The organism is Burkholderia sp. BCC0097, from assembly GCF_902832985.1.
Taxonomy (GTDB): domain Bacteria; phylum Pseudomonadota; class Gammaproteobacteria; order Burkholderiales; family Burkholderiaceae; genus Burkholderia; species Burkholderia orbicola.
In genome coordinates this window covers 246,027-264,242 of record NZ_CADFDM010000003.1, presented here as the reverse complement: position 1 = coordinate 264,242, position 18,216 = coordinate 246,027, and the positions used below count along the sequence as shown (strand labels likewise).

The 18,216-nt window shown below is 66.9% G+C and carries 20 protein-coding genes; 11 read left to right on the top strand and 9 right to left on the bottom strand.

What is annotated here, in order from left to right; genetic code table 11:
• Positions 1–78: 78 nt before the first annotated feature.
• The 6 genes from rpsP (at position 79) to HWX07_RS10800 (ending at position 4,208) form a co-directional block, all read left to right on the top strand.
• The gene (gene rpsP / locus HWX07_RS10825; protein WP_006476550.1) at positions 79–333 is read left to right on the top strand and encodes a 30S ribosomal protein S16; all 255 of its coding nucleotides are present in this window, start codon (positions 79–81) and stop codon (positions 331–333) included.
• A 42-nt stretch (positions 334–375) separates the two neighbouring features.
• Complete coding sequence (gene rimM / locus HWX07_RS10820; RefSeq protein WP_011694218.1) at positions 376–1,053, top strand: ribosome maturation factor RimM; 678 nt, start codon at positions 376–378, stop codon at positions 1,051–1,053.
• 1 nt (position 1,054) lies between these two features.
• Positions 1,055–1,849, top strand: a complete 795-nt coding sequence (gene trmD, locus HWX07_RS10815; protein WP_006476548.1) for a tRNA (guanosine(37)-N1)-methyltransferase TrmD — start codon at positions 1,055–1,057, stop codon at positions 1,847–1,849.
• Between the two features lie 133 nt (positions 1,850–1,982).
• Positions 1,983–2,375, top strand: a complete 393-nt coding sequence (rplS, locus tag HWX07_RS10810) for a 50S ribosomal protein L19 (RefSeq protein WP_006486838.1) — start codon at positions 1,983–1,985, stop codon at positions 2,373–2,375.
• Positions 2,376–2,462: 87 nt separating this feature from the next.
• Positions 2,463–3,149, top strand: coding sequence for a CoA pyrophosphatase (locus HWX07_RS10805; protein ID WP_175807513.1), 687 nt, complete (start codon positions 2,463–2,465; stop codon positions 3,147–3,149).
• Between the two features lie 120 nt (positions 3,150–3,269).
• Entirely contained in the window at positions 3,270–4,208 is a 939-nt protein-coding gene (locus HWX07_RS10800; RefSeq protein WP_006476545.1) for a CobD/CbiB family protein, read from the top strand.
• A gap of 77 nt (positions 4,209–4,285) precedes the next feature.
• Here the strand turns inward: HWX07_RS10800 and HWX07_RS10795 are convergent, their stop codons facing one another.
• The 3 genes from HWX07_RS10795 to HWX07_RS10785 are packed head-to-tail and all read right to left on the bottom strand — an operon-like array spanning position 4,286 to position 6,861.
• Positions 4,286–4,603, bottom strand: coding sequence for a DUF2007 domain-containing protein (locus HWX07_RS10795; protein ID WP_175876308.1), 318 nt, complete (start codon positions 4,601–4,603; stop codon positions 4,286–4,288).
• A gap of 60 nt (positions 4,604–4,663) precedes the next feature.
• Complete coding sequence (rsgA, locus tag HWX07_RS10790) at positions 4,664–5,605, bottom strand: ribosome small subunit-dependent GTPase A (RefSeq protein ID WP_175876307.1); 942 nt, start codon at positions 5,603–5,605, stop codon at positions 4,664–4,666.
• A complete protein-coding gene (locus tag HWX07_RS10785; protein ID WP_175876306.1) occupies positions 5,602–6,861 on the bottom strand; it encodes a M48 family metallopeptidase in 1,260 nt (419 codons plus the stop codon). Before HWX07_RS10785 ends, rsgA begins: the two co-directional genes overlap by 4 nt.
• Positions 6,862–6,987: 126 nt before the next feature.
• On the opposite strand from HWX07_RS10785, the gene orn reads away from it, so the two are divergent.
• Complete coding sequence (gene orn, locus HWX07_RS10780; protein ID WP_006476541.1) at positions 6,988–7,608, top strand: oligoribonuclease; 621 nt, start codon at positions 6,988–6,990, stop codon at positions 7,606–7,608.
• 34 nt (positions 7,609–7,642) lie between these two features.
• Here orn and mog read toward each other — a convergent pair whose 3' ends face one another.
• On the bottom strand, positions 7,643–8,251 hold the full coding sequence (gene mog / locus HWX07_RS10775; RefSeq protein WP_011544905.1) for a molybdopterin adenylyltransferase: 609 nt from the start codon (positions 8,249–8,251) through the stop codon (positions 7,643–7,645).
• Complete coding sequence (gene yjgA, locus HWX07_RS10770; RefSeq protein WP_279608435.1) at positions 8,235–8,837, bottom strand: ribosome biogenesis factor YjgA; 603 nt, start codon at positions 8,835–8,837, stop codon at positions 8,235–8,237. Before yjgA ends, mog begins: the two co-directional genes overlap by 17 nt.
• 127 nt (positions 8,838–8,964) lie before the next feature.
• Between yjgA and pmbA the strand changes: the two genes are divergently transcribed.
• Positions 8,965–10,335: a metalloprotease PmbA gene (pmbA, locus tag HWX07_RS10765; RefSeq protein WP_006476538.1), complete on the top strand. Its 1,371-nt coding sequence runs from the start codon at positions 8,965–8,967 to the stop codon at positions 10,333–10,335.
• An 85-nt stretch (positions 10,336–10,420) separates the two neighbouring features.
• Here the strand turns inward: pmbA and HWX07_RS10760 are convergent, their stop codons facing one another.
• On the bottom strand, positions 10,421–10,921 hold the full coding sequence (locus HWX07_RS10760) for a dihydrofolate reductase (RefSeq protein ID WP_175876305.1): 501 nt from the start codon (positions 10,919–10,921) through the stop codon (positions 10,421–10,423).
• Positions 10,922–11,238: 317 nt separating this feature from the next.
• Positions 11,239–11,565, bottom strand: a complete 327-nt coding sequence (locus HWX07_RS10755; protein WP_175876304.1) for a hypothetical protein — start codon at positions 11,563–11,565, stop codon at positions 11,239–11,241.
• 498 nt (positions 11,566–12,063) lie between these two features.
• Here HWX07_RS10755 and HWX07_RS10750 point away from each other — a divergent pair, with 498 nt between their 5' ends.
• Both HWX07_RS10750 and HWX07_RS10745 read left to right on the top strand, forming a co-directional pair.
• Complete coding sequence (locus HWX07_RS10750) at positions 12,064–13,461, top strand: sigma-54 dependent transcriptional regulator (protein ID WP_175876303.1); 1,398 nt, start codon at positions 12,064–12,066, stop codon at positions 13,459–13,461.
• Between the two features lie 42 nt (positions 13,462–13,503).
• Positions 13,504–14,475: a thymidylate synthase gene (locus tag HWX07_RS10745; RefSeq protein ID WP_175876302.1), complete on the top strand. Its 972-nt coding sequence runs from the start codon at positions 13,504–13,506 to the stop codon at positions 14,473–14,475.
• Positions 14,476–14,574: 99 nt separating this feature from the next.
• Here the strand turns inward: HWX07_RS10745 and HWX07_RS10740 are convergent, their stop codons facing one another.
• The gene (locus HWX07_RS10740) at positions 14,575–17,025 is read right to left on the bottom strand and encodes a DUF6600 domain-containing protein (protein WP_244129968.1); all 2,451 of its coding nucleotides are present in this window, start codon (positions 17,023–17,025) and stop codon (positions 14,575–14,577) included.
• A 150-nt stretch (positions 17,026–17,175) separates the two neighbouring features.
• A complete protein-coding gene (locus HWX07_RS10735) occupies positions 17,176–17,883 on the bottom strand; it encodes a helix-turn-helix transcriptional regulator (RefSeq protein WP_124463682.1) in 708 nt (235 codons plus the stop codon).
• Between the two features lie 207 nt (positions 17,884–18,090).
• Here HWX07_RS10735 and HWX07_RS37165 point away from each other — a divergent pair, with 207 nt between their 5' ends.
• A complete protein-coding gene (locus HWX07_RS37165) occupies positions 18,091–18,213 on the top strand; it encodes a hypothetical protein (protein ID WP_279608436.1) in 123 nt (40 codons plus the stop codon).
• The last annotated feature ends 3 nt before the right edge of the window (positions 18,214–18,216 follow it).

Here is an 18,216-nt window from a genome sequence, read left to right as displayed (position 1 = left end):
TGTTTGTTGTGCCTCTGGTTTCCGGCTATAATCGCGTGTTTCAGTAGTTTCGAACCCGGTTTTCCCGAAGGACATCATATGGTTATCATCCGTCTGGCTCGTGGCGGCTCGAAGAAGCGCCCGTTCTACAACATCGTTGCTACCGATTCGCGCAACCGTCGTGACGGCCGCTTCATCGAGCGCGTCGGCTTCTACAACCCGGTCGCCACGAAGGGCGAATCGCTGCGTATCGCTCAGGATCGCCTGACGTACTGGCAAGGCGTTGGCGCGCAACTGTCGCCGACCGTCCAGCGTCTCGTGAAGGAAGCGCAAAAGGCGCAACCGGCTGCCTAACATGGCACGGTGTGCCGGTCGTGCCGGCTGTGAGGTGCATTGATGGCGGGTCACGATTCCGGTAATGCAAGGCGCGGGCGTGCGTCGTTCGGCGCATTCGTCCGCAAGCCGGTCGAGCGCGACTCGGTCGCGAACGCCGGTCAGGCTGCCGAACAAGGTAGTCCCGAAGCGACGCAGGCCTGGCCCGACGATGCCGTCGAGGTCGGAGCGGTGGTCGACGCCTACGGCCTGAAGGGCTGGGTCAAGGTGGCGACGCATGCCGATGCCGGTCGCGGCGGCGACGCGCTGCTCAACGCGCGTCGCTGGTGGCTGGAGCGCGGTGCGGAGCGGCTTTCCGTTCGTATCATGCAGTCGAAGACGCACAGCGACACTGTCGTTGCGCAACCCGCGGGCGTTAGCGACCGCGATGCTGCGCTGTCCATGCGCGGCTTTCGCGTGTTCGTGCGCCGGGAAGATTTCCCGGCACTGGCCGCGGACGAATTCTATTGGGTCGACCTGATCGGTCTCGAGGTCGTCAACGAGCAATCGGTGGCGCTCGGGAAGGTGAGCGGGATGATCGACAACGGCGTGCATTCGATCATGCGTGTCGAGTATCCGGCAACCGGCAAAGACGGTCAGCCGACCACCGACGAGCGGTTGATTCCGTTCGTCGGCGTATACGTCAAAACGGTGGATCAGGCGGCGCGTCGCATCGTCGTCGACTGGGAAGCCGATTACTGAAATGAACCAGGTAACCGAGAGCGCGGTGCAGTTCGACGTCGTCACGCTCTTTCCCGAGATGTTCCGCGCACTGACCGACTGGGGAATCACCAGCCGGGCCGTCAAGCAGGGGCGCTTCGGGCTGCGCACCTGGAACCCGCGTGATTTCACGACGGACAACTACCGCACGGTCGACGATCGTCCGTACGGCGGTGGCCCGGGTATGGTAATGCTGGCCAGGCCGCTCGAAGCCGCGATCGACGCCGCCAAAGCGGCGCAGGCGGAGCAGGGCATCGCGAGCACGCGCGTCGTGATGATGTCGCCGCAAGGCGCGCCGCTCACGCATGATCGCGCGGTGCGGATGGCGCAGGAACCCGGCGTCGTCGTGCTGTGCGGTCGCTACGAAGCGATCGACCAGCGCCTGCTCGACCGTTGCGTCGACGAGGAAATCAGCCTCGGCGATTTCGTGCTGTCGGGCGGCGAGCTGCCGGCGATGGCGATGATGGATGCAGTCGTGCGGTTGCTGCCCGGCGTGCTGAACGATTCGTTGTCGGCCGTGCAGGACAGCTTCGCCGATGGTTTGCTCGATTGTCCGCACTACACGCGCCCCGAGGAATACGACGGCGTGCGCGTGCCGGACGTGCTGCTTGGTGGGCATCATGCCGAGATCGAGAAGTGGCGGCGCCAGGAAGCATTGAGGAATACGTTGCGGAAGCGGCCGGACCTGATCGTCCGGGCGCGCCGCGAAAAGTTGTTGAGCCGGGCCGACGAGGCCTGGCTTGCGAACCTCGCACGCGAAGCGAAGGACGCCTCCTGAGGCGGCTGCGCGAGCGGGAATTGGCGGTGCCGTACATGCGTGTGCGGCGCCTGATGTGAATCCATCCTCTATCGGGGCCAGGCCTGGAAGCAGGCGGGTGTCAACGCCGACACGATGGCATAAGGAGTCAGTAATGAATCTGATCGCAAAACTTGAGCAGGAAGAAATCGAGCGCGCGCTCGCCGGCAAGACCATCCCCGATTTCGCCCCGGGCGACACGGTGATCGTGAACGTGAACGTGGTTGAAGGTAACCGCAAGCGCGTTCAGGCTTACGAAGGCGTCGTGATCGCGATTCGCAATCGTGGTCTGAACTCGAACTTCATCGTCCGCAAGATCTCGTCGGGCGAAGGCGTCGAGCGTACGTTCCAGACGTACTCGCCGCTGCTGGCAAGCATCGTCGTGAAGCGTCGCGGTGATGTGCGTCGTGCGAAGCTGTACTACCTGCGCGAGCGTTCGGGCAAGTCGGCTCGTATCAAGGAAAAGCTGGTGTCGAAGGATCGCGCCGCAGCAGCTTCCCAAGAGTAAGAGCTGTAAGGAAAAAGCACCCAACCGGGTGCTTTTTTCATTCTGGCGCGACAATATGCTCGATACGACACAAACCCGAGAGCCCCATTGAATCGCCGCCCCATCATCGATCCCGAAGTCTTGCCGGTCGAAGGCACCGGTGCCGGCCTGCCTGTCATCGATTCCCGCTTGCTGACGCCGTCCGGCCTGCGCGAACGTTTCACGCGCACGCTCGAATGGAGCGTCGAGCCTGGCGAGGCGAGGCTGCAGGAGGGCGTCGACCCGCGTAGCGCGGCTGTTCTCGTGCCGCTCGTCGTCCGCGAGTCGGGCCTCACCGTGCTGCTGACGCAGCGCGCCGATCACTTGAACGATCACGCCGGGCAAATCAGTTTTCCGGGCGGCCGTCGTGAGCCGTTCGACCGCGATGAGACCGCCACCGCGCTGCGCGAGGCGAAGGAAGAGATCGGGCTGGCCGCCGAACGCGTCGAAATTCTCGGTGTGCTGCCCGACTACCTGACCGGCACGGGTTTCTGCGTGACGCCTGTGGTCGGCCTCGTGCATCCGCCGTTCACCGTGCAGGCCGACACCTTCGAAGTCGCCGAGATTTTCGAAGTGCCGCTCGCGTTCGTGATGAATCCCGCCAACCATCAGGTTCGCGTGTTCCGGTGGGAAGGCGGCGAGCGTCGTTTTTTTGCCATGCCCTATCCGAACGGCGAGTCGGGCGGGCATTACTTCATCTGGGGCGCAACTGCCGCCATGTTTCGCAATCTGTATCGCTTCTTGGCCGCCGGCTAGGCGGGCGTGCCGGCCGGTGCTTGCGAGCTGCCGTCGGGCCACCGCACTGGCAGCCATGCGCGGCTGACGCTGTGCTATCGTTATGCAAAAAATGACATAACTCCGAAGACGGCGCCACGCATGACTTTCTTTTCGGTTCTCCTCGCTCTCATCATCGAACAGGTCCGCGCGTTGTCGCCGAGCAATCCGGTGTTCGCGCTGTTCCAGTTTCATGCGGAAACCGTTGCGCATGGCCTCGACGCCGGCAAGCAGAAACACGGGCTCCTCGCATGGCTTGCGGTCGTGCTGCCGTGGGTGCTGATCGTCGCGCTGATCTATTTCCTGCTGTACAAGGTGAGCTTCGTGCTCGCGTTCCTGTGGAACGTCGCCGTCGTGTATTTCACGCTCGGCTTCCGTCAGTTCAGCCACTACTTCACCGATATCCATCTCGCGCTCAACAACGACGACGTACCGCGCGCGCGCGAAATCCTGCACGAGTGGACGGGTATCGACACGGTCGACATGCCGGTCGGCGAAATCGTCCGCCATACGCTGATCCATGCGGTCGTCGCGTCGCATCGCCACGTCTTCGGCGTGTTCTTCTGGTACGTGCTGCCGCTCGGCCCGGCCGGCGCCGTGCTGTACCGGATTTCCGAATACCTCGCGCGCAGCTGGTCGACGCCGGGCGAGGACCGCACGGCCGCGTTCTCGACGTTCGCGCAGCGCGCGTTCTTCGTGATCGACTGGATTCCGTCCCGACTGACGGCGCTCGGCTTCGCGATCGTCGGCAATTTCGAGGATGCGATCTACGCGTGGCGCAACCATACGCGCCAGTGGCCCGACCCGAACGACGGCGTACTGCTGGCCGCCGGCAGCGGGGCGCTCGGCGCGCGTCTCGCGGGGCCGCTCGCGGAACCGTCGAGCCTCGATGCGCTGGCGGTCGGCGACAGCGGTCCGTTGACGGTAGGTGACGATTGCACGCCGCGCACGCTGCAGTCGGCGGTCGGCCTCGTGTGGCGAGCGGTGATTCTGTGGATGATCCTGCTGTTGATGCTGACGCTGGCAGTCTGGGTATCGTGACGCGCTAGCGCAGCGCGCGACGAAATGAAAAGGCCGGCTCGATGCCGGCCTTTTCGCTGTGCGCCAGGATAGTACGTTCAGTCATCGAGCGGGTCGCGCACGGCGCCGCATTGCCAGCACGCGGTGAATTGCGCTTCGAGCGCTTCGCCGCATTGCCTGCAGCGCCAGGGCGCCGCGCCCGCCGACGGGCCGTGCGACGCGGCATCGAGCAGCCGGCGGGCGAGCGCGTCGTCACGTTCGTCGTCGAGCCACAGCTCGGGCGTGCACGCATCGGCGGGCAGGCCGCCGAGCGCGCCGGTCGCGTAGCAGTTGTGCAGTTCGCAACTGATGCCGGCCACCTGGAGCACGTTGGCCCAATGCTGGGCGGTCGCGAGGTCGGGTGCCTTGAAACGCATCGCGGCTCCTGTCGATGAAGGTCGGCCCGCCTGACGCCGGCCGTCGCACACGTCGCGCGGTCAGCGGACGATCTGGCTCGCCTCGTGCACGAGTTGCGCGTACAGCGCGTGCCGGGACGGCGCGATGCGGCCGTCGGCGACGGCTTCGAGGATCGCGCAGCCGGGCTCGTGCAGATGGTGACAATTATAGAAACGGCAGTCCGCGAGCAGCGGCCGGAATTCCGGAAACGCACGCTCGAGGCGGCCTTCGGTCAGGTGGTAGAGGCCGAATTCCTGGAAGCCCGGCGAATCGATCAGCGCACCGCCGCCTTCCAGCGGGTACAGGCGCGTGAACGTCGTCGTGTGACGGCCGCTGTTGAGCGCGGCCGAAATCTCGCGGGTTGCGGCTTCGGCATCGGGCACGAGCAGGTTCACGAGTGTCGATTTGCCCATCCCGGACTGGCCGAGCAGGATCGTCGAATGGCCGGCCAGGTGCGGCATCAACTGCGCGCGCGCGTCGTCCGGCGCGCCTTTGACCGACAGCTCGAGTACGTCGTAGCCGAGCGCGCGGTACGGTGCGAGACGTTCGCGCGCGACCGGCAGCGCGGCCTCGACGTCGATCTTGTTCAGCACGACGAGCGGCTTCAGCTCGTTCGCTTCGGCGGCGATCAGCGCACGGCCGAGGAGATCCTCGCTGAAATAGGGCTCGGTCGCGAGCACGATCAGCAACTGGTCGAGGTTTGCCGCGAACAGCTTCGACTTGAACTGGTCGGAGCGGTACAGCAGGTTACGCCGCTCGCCGATCTCCACGATCACGCCCTGGTCGGCCGACGCAAGTTCGTACGCGACGCGGTCGCCGACCGCGATGTCACTCTTCTTGCCGCGCGGGAAGCATTGCAGCATCGGGCCGCCGTCGTCGGGGGCGACGATGTAGTGGCGGCCGTGCGCCGCGATCACGCGGCCTTCGGCCCGTTGCGCGCCCGATGCGCGCGGGGCCTGCTTGCGGGAAGTCGGCCGGCTCATGCGTGCTGCAGCAGGCGGTCGATCCGCTGCGACGCGGGCGGATGCGAGTAGTAGAAGGCCGTGTAGACGGGGTCGGGCGTCAGCGTTGACGCGTTGTCCTCGTAGAGTTTCACGAGCGCGCTGACGAGATCCTGCGCGTCGGTCTGGCTGGCCGCGAACGCGTCGGCCTCGAATTCGTGCTTGCGCGACGTCAGGCTGCTGAACGGCGTCGCGAAGAACAGGAATACCGGAATCGCGAGGAAGAACAGGATGAGTGCGGCGCCCGCGTTGCTGGTGTCGAGCGACGGCGTGACGCCGAGCCCCGTATAGAACCACGTGCGTTGCGCGAGCCAGCCGAGCAGCGCGAGCAGCACGAGGCTCAGCACGAACGACACGAGCATTCGCTTCATCACGTGGCGGCGCTTGAAGTGGCCGAGCTCGTGCGCGAGCACGGCTTCGATCTCCTGGCCGGACAGGCGCGCGAGCAGCGTGTCGAAGAACACGATCCGCTTCGATGCGCCGAAGCCCGTGAAGTATGCGTTGCCGTGCGCGGAGCGGCGGCTGCCGTCCATCACGAACAGCCCCTTCGCCGCGAAGCCGCAGCGCTTCATCAGCGACTCGATGCGCACGCGCAGCGCGTCGTCCTTCAGCGGCTCGAACTTGTTGAAAAGCGGCGCGATGAAGGTCGGGTAGATCAGCAGCACGAGCATCTGGAACGCGACCCACACGATCCAGGTCCACAGCCACCACAGGCTGCCTGCCTGGTTCATCAGCCACAGCACGACGAACAGCAGCGGCAGGCCGAGCACGGCGCCGAGCAGCGAATTCTTCAGCATGTCGGTGAAGAACAGCCGCTTCGTCATCCGGTTGAAGCCGAAGCGCTGCTCGATCCCGAACTGGCGGTAGTACTCGAACGGCACGTCGATCACGCCCGTGATCACGAGCACGGCGGCGACGAGCGCGACCTGCTGCCCGTAGCCGCGGCCGAGCCAGCCGGTCAGCAGCGTGTCGAGAGCGCCGACGCCGCCGAGCAGCGTGAGGCCGACCAGCACGGCTGCGCTGACGACGATTTCGAGCATCGTCAGCCGGGTTCGCTCGACCGTGTAGTCGGCCGCGCGCTGGTGGGCGGTCAGCGGGATGGTGGCGCTGAACTGCGCGGGCACGCCGTTGCGGTGCGCGGCGACGAAGCGGATCTGCCGCGACGCGAGCCACAGCTTGGTGACGACCATCGCGAGTACGGCGATCGCGAACAGCAGGGTGAACGAAAAGGGTGACATCGAAGGCGCCAAAGGGTTCTATGCGAGAATTATATGTTCTTGCGGACCGGCCCCGCTGATGCGATGCCGCCCGCCCGGGCGGCGCTGCATCGGCGAGGCCCGGTCCGCCATTTTCCAGGATGAATCATGACCGATACCGCCGCTTCCGCCAGCCAGCCCGCGCTCGTGCGCAACGAGTTGAACCTCGTCTGGCTCGACATGGAGATGACGGGCCTCGACCCGGATAACGACCGCATCATCGAGATCGCGGTCGTCGTGACCAATTCCACGCTCGACATCGCTGTCGAGGGCCCGGTGTTCGCGATCCACCAGAGCGACGAGACGCTCGCGAAGATGGACGACTGGAACAAGTCGACGCACGGCCGCTCGGGCCTGATCGACCGCGTGCGCGCATCGACCGTGACCGAGGCGGAAGCCGCCGCGCAGTTGCAGGCGTTTCTCGCGCAGTACGTGTCGCCCGGCAAGTCGCCGATGTGCGGCAACTCGATTTGCCAGGACCGCCGCTTCATGGCGCGCTGGATGCCGGAATTCGAGCGATTCTTCCACTACCGCAATCTCGACGTCAGCACGCTCAAGGAGCTGTGCCGCCGCTGGCAGCCGGCCATCTACAAGGGTTTCCAGAAGCGGGCGATGCACACGGCGCTCGCGGACATCCACGAGTCGATCGACGAGCTGAAGTACTACCGCGAGCATTTCCTGATTCCGGCCGCGTCGGTGTCGGCAGGCGAGTCCGCGCCGGCCGCCTGAGCGGGCCGGCACGCGCGCCACGCTCGGCCAACGCTCAGCGGCGCGCGCTTTTCGGCCGGAACGCCGCGACCACCGCGGCGTCGGTCTCGATATACGGGCCGCCGATCAGGTCGATGCAGTACGGCACCGCGGCGAAGATGCCGGGCACGGTCGACTTGCCGTCGGCATCGCGCAGCCCTTCCAGCGTTTCCCGGATCGACTTCGGCTGGCCGGGCAGGTTGATGATCAGCGCCGCATGGTCGGCCGTTTCGCGGATCACCGCGACCTGCCGCGACAGGATCGCGGTCGGCACGAAATTCAGGCTGATCTGCCGCATCTGTTCGCCGAATCCCGGCATTTCCTTCGTCGCCACGGCGAGCGTGGCCTCGGGCGTCACGTCGCGGCGCGCGGGGCCGGTGCCGCCCGTCGTCAGCACGAGGTCGCAGCCGGCGACGTCGACGAGTTCGGTTAGCGTGGCCGAGATCGTCGGCGCGTCGTCCTGGATCAGGCGCGTTTCGGCGCGCCACGGCGAAACCAGCGTGCCGGCGAGCCATTCCTGCAGCGCCGGAATACCCTTGTCTTCGTAGACCCCCGTACTCGCGCGGTCGCTGATCGACACGAGGCCGACCACGAGCTCGTCCGGATGGTTACGCTTCGTCGTCATGGTCGTCTCCGGCGTCGTCGGCCGCTTCGTCGTCGCTGTCGGACGCGCCGCCCGCAGCCTTGATCCACTGGAACAGCTCGCGGAAATAGCGCGGCGGCTTGCCTTGCTGCGCTTCCTTGCGCGCGTTGCGGATCAGCGTGCGGCCTTCCTGGATGTCGGCGTCGGGATGCTGGCGCAGGAATTCGGTCAGCGCGTCGTCGCTCGCGAGCAGTTGCTCGCGCGTGCGCTCGATCCAGTGCAGGCGGGCGGTGGCGGCCTTGTTCACGCCGCGTTGCGCGTCGAGCGCGGTGCGCAGCGCGGCCGTTTCGTCGTCGGTCAGCGAGCGCATCACGCGGCCGACGTACTGAAGCTGGCGGCGCTTGCCTTCGTGATCGGTGATCCGGCGGGCCTCGCGCACGGCGTCCGCGAGACTTTCGGGCATCGGCATGCGCTTCAGTGCGTCTTTCGGCAGGTCGACGAGCGCCTGGCCGAGCACCTGCAGCTCGTGCATTTCGCGCTTCAACTGGGATTTGCTGGGGCGATCGTAGCCGTTGTCGTCTTCTTCGGCGGCAGGTTCGATCGGCTGGATTCGGGTTTTGCGTGTCATGGGCGGCATTGTATCGCGGCGCGGACACCCCAAGCTTGTCTGTGTCCGGCCCCGGACCTTGCTATGATCGCGGGATACGCAACATTTTGACCATGCGGGCGCCCGCCCGCCACCGGATACCAAGACGATGGCAGCCAATCTCGACGTACAAGCGCGCTATTTCCCGCACACGCAGGACCAGCTCAAGGAAATCGCGTCGGACATCCTTCGCCATGCGAAGGCGCTCGGCGCGACGGACGCCGCGACCGAAATCTCCGAGGGCGACGGCCTGTCGGTGTCGGTGCGCCGCGGCGAAGTCGAAACGATCGAGCACAACCGCGACAAGATGGTCGGCGTCACCGTGTTCATCGGCAAGAAGCGCGGCAACGCGAGCACGTCGGACTTCTCGCCGGCCGCGATCAAGGATACCGTCGCGGCCGCTTACAACATCGCGCGCTTCACGGCCGAGGACGAAGCGGCCGGCCTCGCCGAAGCCGAGCTGCTCGAAACCGACCCGCGCGACCTCGATTTGTACCACCCGTGGGCGCTGAGCGCCGACGAGGCCGTCGAGCTCGCCCGTCGCGCGGAAGACGCCGCGTTCGCGGTCAGCCCGCAGATCCGCAATTCGGAAGGCGCGAGCGTGTCGGCGCAGCACTCGCAGTTCGTGCTGGCGACGTCGCGCGGTTTCCTCGCCGGCTATCCGTACTCGCGCCACTACATCGCATGCGCGCCGATCGCGGGTAGCGGCCGTCACATGCAGCGCGACGACTGGTATTCGTCGAAGCGCAGCGCGATCGATCTCGCCGCGCCCGAAGCGGTGGGCCGTTACGCGGCCGAACGCGCGCTTGCGCGGATGGGCGCGCGCCGTCTCGACACGCGCAAGGTGCCCGTGCTGTTCGAGGCGCCGCTCGCGGCCGGCCTGCTCGGCGCATTCGTGCAGGCGGTGAGCGGCGGCGCGCTGTATCGCAAGACGTCGTTCCTCGTCGACAGTCTCGGCAAGCCGGTGTTCGCGCCGCACATCCAGGTCGTCGAGGATCCGCACGTGCCGCGCGCGATGGGCAGCGCCCCGTTCGACGAGGAAGGCGTGCGCACGCGGGCGCGCAGCGTCGTGAAGGACGGCGTCGTCGAAGGCTATTTCCTGTCGACCTATTCTGCACGCAAGCTCGGCACGCAAACCACCGGCAACGCGGGCGGCTCGCACAACCTCGCGCTGCGCAGCTCGAATACCCAGGCGGGCGACGATTTCGACGCGATGCTGAAGAAGCTCGGCACGGGCCTGCTGCTGACCGAGCTGATGGGGCAGGGCGTGAACTACGTGACGGGGGATTATTCGCGCGGCGCGGCGGGCTTCTGGGTGGAGAACGGCGTGATCCAGTATCCGGTCGAGGAAATCACCGTTGCCAGCACGCTGCAGGAGATGTTCCGCCATATCGTCGCGATCGGTGCGGATTCGCTCGTGCGCGGCACGAAGGAAACCGGCTCGGTGCTGATCGAGCAGATGACGATCGCAGGGCAGTAAGCCGCACGCGGCGCAGGCCGCCAGGAAATGACAAAGCCCGACCGGCGCGAGCCGGTCGGGCTTTTTTCATCGTGCGAAGAAGATGTCAGCCGCGCTTGCGTTCGTAGACGACGAACGCATAGCCGAATGTGTTCGGTGCAGCAGCCTGATGCGCGTCGCGCGAGATTTCCTGCCAGTGTGCGACGTCGGGCGCGGGGAACGACGCGTCGCCGTCGAAATCGGCGTCGATCTCGGTGACGACCAGTTTGTCGGCGAGCATGAGACCTTCCGCATAGAGTTGCGCACCGCCGATCAGGAATGCCTCGGGCACGCCGTCGCGCGCGGCAAGCGCCAGCGCATCGGCGAGCGACGTGACCGTGTCGCAGCCTTCGAAACGGCGCGTGGCATCGCGCGTGACGACGATATTGCGGCGACCCGGCAGCGGCCGGCCGATCGACTCGTGGGTCTTGCGGCCCATCACGATCGGCGCGCCCATCGTCGTGCGCTTGAAGAACGCGAGATCCTCCGGAAGTTTCCAGGGCAACTGGTTGTCGCGGCCGATGATGCCGTTGCGGGCACGCGCGACGATCAGGGTCAACGTCGTCATGAAGGTCGGGGAAGAGGGGGAACGGAATGAGGCCGATTTTACCGGAACGGTGGCGCGCACCGGATTTCCCGCACCGGCATCCGCATCCACACGGGCGTCGGCGCTTCTTGTGCGGTGCGTCGTGCGTCGTGCGTCGCGACGCGTGATGCCTCGCGTCGCGACGACCGTCCGAATAAAAAGAGTGCCCGCCGGGGGACGGAGCACAAAAACGTTTTATGTCGCGAGATCGGCGATACCGATTCCGCTCGATGGCATCCCGTTCGACCGGATCGTCAGTTCAATATGTCATCCTGATTGAATTGAGGCGGCGAATATACTCAGGGATGCGTATTGCCTCGCGCGTTGCCTTCCAGCGCATGCCGGAGGTCGCCCGATTGCGGCGCCGGTAGCGGCATCGGCAACAGGGGCGGCGGCGGGAGCTCGTCCCACAGCGTCACGGAGGCCTGGGCGGCGGGCAGCGGTTGCGGCGCCGACACGGCCACGATACCGAACCCGTTGCCGTGCGCGACGCGCGGCGTGCTTTCGGCAAGCAGCACGGTGCGATCCGGCTGCATGCCTTCATCCGCGCATGCCGGTGCAGGCGGGCCGGCGGCCGACAACACAAGCGTCATCGGCACGAAAGAAAGTAAAAGATGTTTTCGCATGGCGACTGTCTCCGGTCGTTTCCGTATTCAGCGAAATACATGCCACCGTACCGGGACCATTGCCGTCATTACGATTCGCGCTCGAGTGTTGCGAATGGTGGCCGAAAACGCCTGAAAATGTTTCAGGCCTGAAACGATGGGGCTCGGGAATACTGCTGATTCAATCGACACGCTTCAAGGATGAAAATCGGCGCGTGTGTTGATGACGGAGTCCTTCTGCGCATGCGCTATGTGCAGATGATTGACCTGCGTCGACCTCTCGAGCGATTGGGCCGCATCGCCGTCGGTACTGAAACGGGTTTGTCGTATTCGGTGCCTATAACCTAGCTGTCTTGATCAAAATTATTGGACGCGAGATAAGCGCCATCATGCGAGGCCTTGTCGTTGCCGCGCATCGGCATGGCGAATCGAGCCACCTCTGGCTGACCCGATTCGATCCTTTTGCACGTGACCTACGTGTGCGGCAATCGTTAGACGGTTGATGAACGGGGTGAGGATATGGGAGCCGATCAGCGGCACGTGATCTACTATTCGCGCGAACCGAACGACGCGTTGCGCGGCCATTTCGACGAATGCGGCTGGCGCGTCGATCTCGCCGAGACCGTGCGCGATGTGCGGCGCGTCGTGCAGCACGGCGTGGCCACAGCCGGCCTGCTCGATTTCTCGCCGGGTTTCAAGCCGTCGGACCTGCGCGAACTCGAATCCTGCCTGAGCATCCAGCACATCGGCTGGATCGCGGCGACGCGGCGCGGCCAGTTACAGGACGCGACGCTGCGCCATCTCATTCGCGACTATTGCTTCGACTACGTGACGATGCCGTACGAAACGGCGCGGATCGTCGAGACCGTCGGTCATGCGCACGGCATGGTCGCCCTGACCGATCCCGTGGCGCCGCCCGTCGGCGCCGGGCGCAGCGAAGGCGAGATGGTCGGCACCTGCGATGCGATGCTCGGGCTGTTCCGGACGATCCGTCGTGTCGCGGCAACCGATGCGCCGGTGTTCATCTCCGGCGAGTCGGGCACGGGCAAGGAGTTGACGGCGGTCGCGATTCACGAGCGTTCGTCGCGCGCGCAGGCGCCGTTCGTCGCGATCAATTGCGGGGCGATACCGTCGACGCTGCTGCAGGCCGAGCTGTTCGGCTATGAACGCGGCGCTTTCACCGGCGCGAACCAGCGCAAGATCGGCCGCGTCGAGGCCGCCAACGGCGGCACGCTGTTTCTCGACGAGATCGGCGATTTGCCGCTCGAAAGCCAGGCGAGCCTGTTGCGCTTCCTGCAGGAAGGCAAGATCGAGCGGCTCGGCGCGCACGTGTCGGTGCCGGTCGACGTACGCGTGATCTGCGCGACGCACGTGGACATGGAAGCGGCGCTGCGCGAAGGGCGCTTTCGCGAGGATCTGTTTCACCGGCTGTGCGTGCTGAAGATCGAGGAGCCGCCGTTGCGCGCGCGCGGCAAGGACATCGAGGTGCTCGCGCGTCACATGCTCGAGCGCTTCAAGGGCGATGCGCATCGCCGCCTGCGCGGTTTTTCGCCTGACGCGGTCGCGTCGCTGTACGGCTATTCGTGGCCGGGCAACGTGCGCGAGCTGATCAATCGCGTGCGCCGCGCGATCGTGATGTCGGAAGGCCGGATGATCACCGCGGCCGATCTCGAACTGAACGACTATGCAATGCTCGCGCCGGTGTCGCTGCTGGAGGCGCGCGAGGCGGCCGAGCGGCAGGCGATCGAGCAGGCGCTGCTGCGCCATCGCGGCCGTTTTGCCGATGCCGCGCGTGAGCTCGGTGTGTCGCGCGTCACGCTCTACCGGCTGATGTGCGCGCACGGCATGCGCGACCGCGGCGACACGCTGGGAGGGTTTTCGGCACCGTTGCCGGAGCTTCCGCGTCACGCTTGCTAAAATTGGCGGGTACGGTCGCCCCTCGCGGCCGAAGGAACCCGCATGAAACAGTATCTCGATCTCGTTCGTACCATTCTCGATACCGGCAACTGGCAGGAGAACCGCACGGGAATCCGCACCATCAGCATGCCGGGCGCGATGCTGCGCTTCGACCTGCAGCAAGGCTTCCCGGCCGTGACGACCAAGAAGCTCGCGTTCAAGTCCGCGATCGGCGAGCTGGTCGGCTTCCTGCGCGCGTCGCGCAGCGCGGCCGATTTCCGCGCGCTCGGCTGCAAGGTCTGGGATGCGAACGCGAACGAGAACGCGCAGTGGCTCGCGAACCCGTATCGCCAGGGCGTCGACGATCTGGGCGACGTCTACGGCGTGCAATGGCGCCAGTGGCCGGGCTACAAGGTGCTCGATGCGAGCGCCGACGCGCAGATCGCCGATGCGACGCGTCGCGGCTTCCGGATCGTCACGCGTTTCGACGAAGACGGCGCACCGAAGGTGCTGCTGTACAAGGCGATCGACCAGCTGCGCCAGTGCCTGGACACGATCATGGAAAACCCGTCCGATCGCCGCATCCTGTTTCACGCGTGGAATCCGGCCGTGCTCGACCAGATCGCGCTGCCCGCGTGCCATTTGTTGTACCAGTTCCTGCCGAACGCGACGAAGCGCGAGATCTCGCTGTGTCTGTACATCCGCAGCAACGACGTGGGCCTCGGCACGCCGTTCAACCTGACGGAAGGGGCCGCGCTGCTGTCGCTCGTCGGCCGGCTGACGGGCTACACGCCGCGCTGGTTCACGTATTTCATCGGCGACGCGCACATCTACGAGAACCAGCTCGACATGCTGCAGCAGCAGCTCACGCGCGAGCCGTACGAAAGCCCGCGGCTCGAGATTGCCGAGCGCGTGCCCGAGTACGCGAAGACGGGCGTCTATGCGCCGGAATGGCTGGAGCAGGTCGAGCCGTCCGATTTCTCGCTCGTCGGCTACCGGCACCATGAGCCGTTGACCGCGCCGATGGCGGTCTGATCGCGCGGCCGGGGCCGCGCGGCTGCATCGAGCCGTACCCTGCGAAAAGGCTCGACCGGTGAACACCGGTCGAGCCTTTTTGTTTCAGGTTTGCTGCACTTACTGGCGATGCCGCTCCTCGTGGCCGCCCTGCGGCGGCGGGTTGCCCGGACGCGGCGCCTCGACGTGCGGCGCCGGCTGCGGCCTTGGTTCCATCCGGGGGGCCGGCATCGACGGGCGCGGCTCCATGCGGGGTGCGGGCTGCGGCTGCGGACGCGGCACGTCATGGAGGACCGGTGCCGGCGGACGGTACTCGTTCACGCGCGGCGGCGCGACTTCGCGATGCGGCGCGGGTTGAGCGAAGTCCGGACGCGGTTGCGGAATCTGCGCGGTATGGTCGGGTTGCGGTTGCGGCAGCGTGCGAGGCGCTTCGTTGCGGCCGCCGGGCTGTACGCCCTGCGGTGCGGGCACGCCATCCGGATGCGGTACCGCGGCGCTGCGCACGGGCGGCAGCGCGTTCTGTCCTGCCGCGTGCAGCGCGGTGGGCGGAGCCGGGCGCTGACGCTCCATCGGCGTGTGCGGCTGCATCCACGCGGGCGACGGCGTGTTGGCAGCGTGCGCGTTACCCGGCGGGGCGTTGTTCGCTTCGGGCGGGTGCGGAACACCGTTGCCGGGCGCGAACGCCTGATGCGGCATCGGGTTGCCGGGCGCCCGCGGCGTGCCGCCGTTGTCGAAACGCGGTGCGTTGGGCGTTTCGCCGTTCGCCGGCCGTGCGACATTCGGCATGCCGGGCACCGGTGCGCCCGGCCGTCCGGCCTGCACGCCGGCCGGCTGGCCCTCGCGCGGCGCGCGGGGCGGCTGGACGACCGGGCCGTGAGGATTCACGAGCTGCACGTTGTGCATCGCCCAGGCGCCGCCGCCGGGCTTGCCCGGAACGCGGACCGGGCGAGCCGTATAGTCGGCAGGCACGTTCGTCTTGACGACGGGTGCGCCGGCACCCGGCACGCGCCCGCCTTGCTGCGCGAGGTGGGCGGCGGCCTGATCGCGATACGCAGGCGGCACGGCCGGATTACGCGTCGCGACGTACGGGTGTTGCGCGAGCGCCGCCGGCGGACGGTAGCTGGCATTGCGCAGCCCGCCGGTGAAGCTCTGGCGCACCGGCGCGATGCCGGGTGTGCCCGGGGTGACGTGCGCGTTGCGCCATTGCTGCGGATCGACGTGCTGCGAGAAGTGCGCGACCGGCTGGCCGTGCACGAATGCGGAGGCCGGCACGGCCGTGATCGCGTGCGGCGCGCGGAAGTTCACGTACGTCTTGTTGATGTTGGTGATATTGGTGATGTTCGTCACGTTCACGGTCTTGTTCACGTTGACGTTGTTCACCACGATGTTGCGGTTGACGCGGTCGTAGTAGTGCGGGCTCCAGCCGCCCCAGCCGGGATGCCACGGCTCGCCCGGCCCGAGCGCGAACCATGCGCAGCCGGCCGCGGCGACGCCGCCGACCGTGAGCGCGACGCTCCAGTCGGAACCGCCGCCGCCCCCGCCGCCCACGAACGCGACGAGCGCCGGCGCATAGACGGGCGGCTGGCTCACTGCCATCGGGCCCGGCACCCAGGCCCAGCTGTCGTCCACGTACGCCCAGCGGCCGTAGTGATACGGCGCGAAGCCCCACGGCGCGTCGTCGACCCAGGTCCAGCCCCACGGCGCCTGCCAGATCCAGTGGCCGTCGTGGTACGGCGCCCAGTCGGCCGGCGTGTCGTTCGGCACCCATACCGCGCCGTAATTCGGGGTTTCGCGCCACGTGCCGTTCGCGTCTAGATCCTGGTAGCCGGGAATGTCGCGGGACACGTAACGGGCCGACACCGAGCGCGCTTCGGCCGCGTCGCGGTTGGCGGCCCACTGGTCGAGCGCGTCGGGGCCCGGTGCGGACGATTGCTGCGCGACCTGCAAGTCGGTGCCGGTGAACACGACCTGCTGGCCGGGCGACAGCGGATACTGGCCGTTGCTGCCGTAGACGGTCGCGCTGCCGCTGCGCACCGTAACCGTCGTGCTCGCGCCGTTCGGCGCGACATCGACGCGATAGTCGCCGGGGCCGGTGATGCCGAGCGCGAGGTTCGGCGTGTCGATTTCGTACGATCCGCCGGCCGGCAGATCGCGCACGTGCGTCGACACGGTGCCGAGCCCCACCTTCAATTGCGTCGTCGTGTCGTCGAGGTTCAGCACCGACAGGCTCGTCGATTCGCCGAGCCGCACCGCCGTCGAGCCGATGTGCAGTTCCGAGCGCGCGCCGGCATCGTTCCACAGCTGGTCGCCGGTCGTCAGCGGGCGGTTCACCGCCGCATACGACCACCCATCGGTGCCGGCCGGTTCGGTCGTCACGGCGCCCGACAGGTAATTGAGCCGCGCGACGCGGCCGGGCGGATCGCCGCCCGGTTGCCTTGCCGCGGCCGCGCTCGGCGGCGCATCGGCCGATTGCGCGAAGGCGGGCGGCAGCGCCGCCAGTACGGCGAAGGCAAGCAGCGTGTAGCGGGCGGTGCGCTTGAGCGCGAACAGGGAGGCCATGGTGAGCGTCATCGTTGTGATCGCGGCGCGTCGATTCGTGCCGTCCAGTTCACGATATCCGCTTGGCCTGTTTCAAGGCACGGTGTTTTGTAAGTCGAATGGCACGCGATGTAACAAAACCTGTCCATCGCGCGCCGTTGTCGTGCAGCTGCAATGCCGGCGTCAAGCCGACGTAAGCCACGCGTCGAAAACCTGCTGCCCGGGCACCGTGACGCGCAGCACGCGCGGGCGGGCAGCGCGTTCGATCCAGCCGTGTGCGCAGAAGCTGTCGAGCAGCGCCGCGCCGAGGGCGCCGCCGAGATGCGAGCGCCGTTCGCTCCAGTCGAGACAGCCGCACGCGAAGCGGCGTCGGCGCGCGCGCTGCTGCGCGACGTCGATGCCCCATTGCGCGAGCGCCTGCGTGCCGAGCTCGGTGGTTTCGATCGCGTCGCCATTGGCGAGCAGCCAGCCACGCGCGGTGAGGCCGTCGAAGATGCGTACCGCGAGTTCGCCGGCCATGTGGTCGTAGCAGGTACGTGCATAGCGCAATTCGGCCGGGACCGCGCGCGACGGCGGTGGAACCGGGCGGTGCGGCGCGGCCGCGCGGGCGACGTTCGCCAGCGCTTCGAGCGAGGCCGCGATGTCGGCCGACGCAATGCGGTAGTAGCGATGCCGGCCGCGTACGTCCAAGGCCAGCAGGCCGCCTTCGGTCAGGCGCGCGAGGTGTGCGCTGGCCGCGGACGGTGACAGCCCCGCGATCATCGTCAGTTCGCCGGCCGGTCGCGCGCTGCCGTCCATCAGCACCCACAGCATCGCGGCGCGGCCCGGGTCGGCGATCAGTGCGCCGATGCGGCTCAGGCCCGGGAAATGGTGGTCGTCTTGGTCAGTCATCGTCGTGTCTCGTCGAGCGGGATGACGGGCAGTGTAGTCCGTGCGCGCATTCGATGTTTCGCTGCCGGATGAAATGTCGGATGCAGCGGTTTCGACGCTGCGGCCGGACGGACCGCGGCCCGTCGCGGGCCGCGCGTAGAATGGCCGGACGCGGCGGCAACGGGCCGCCGCATGTGATGCGATGCAACGATGAAGACGATTTTCTGTATGTTGGCGGCCGCATTCCTCTGCGCGGCCTGTGCGCAGGGTGGCGCGGGTGCGACCGGCGAGCGCGGCGGCAGTATCGAGATGTACGGGACGATCGACCAGGGCATCACGGTGCGCCGCTGACCG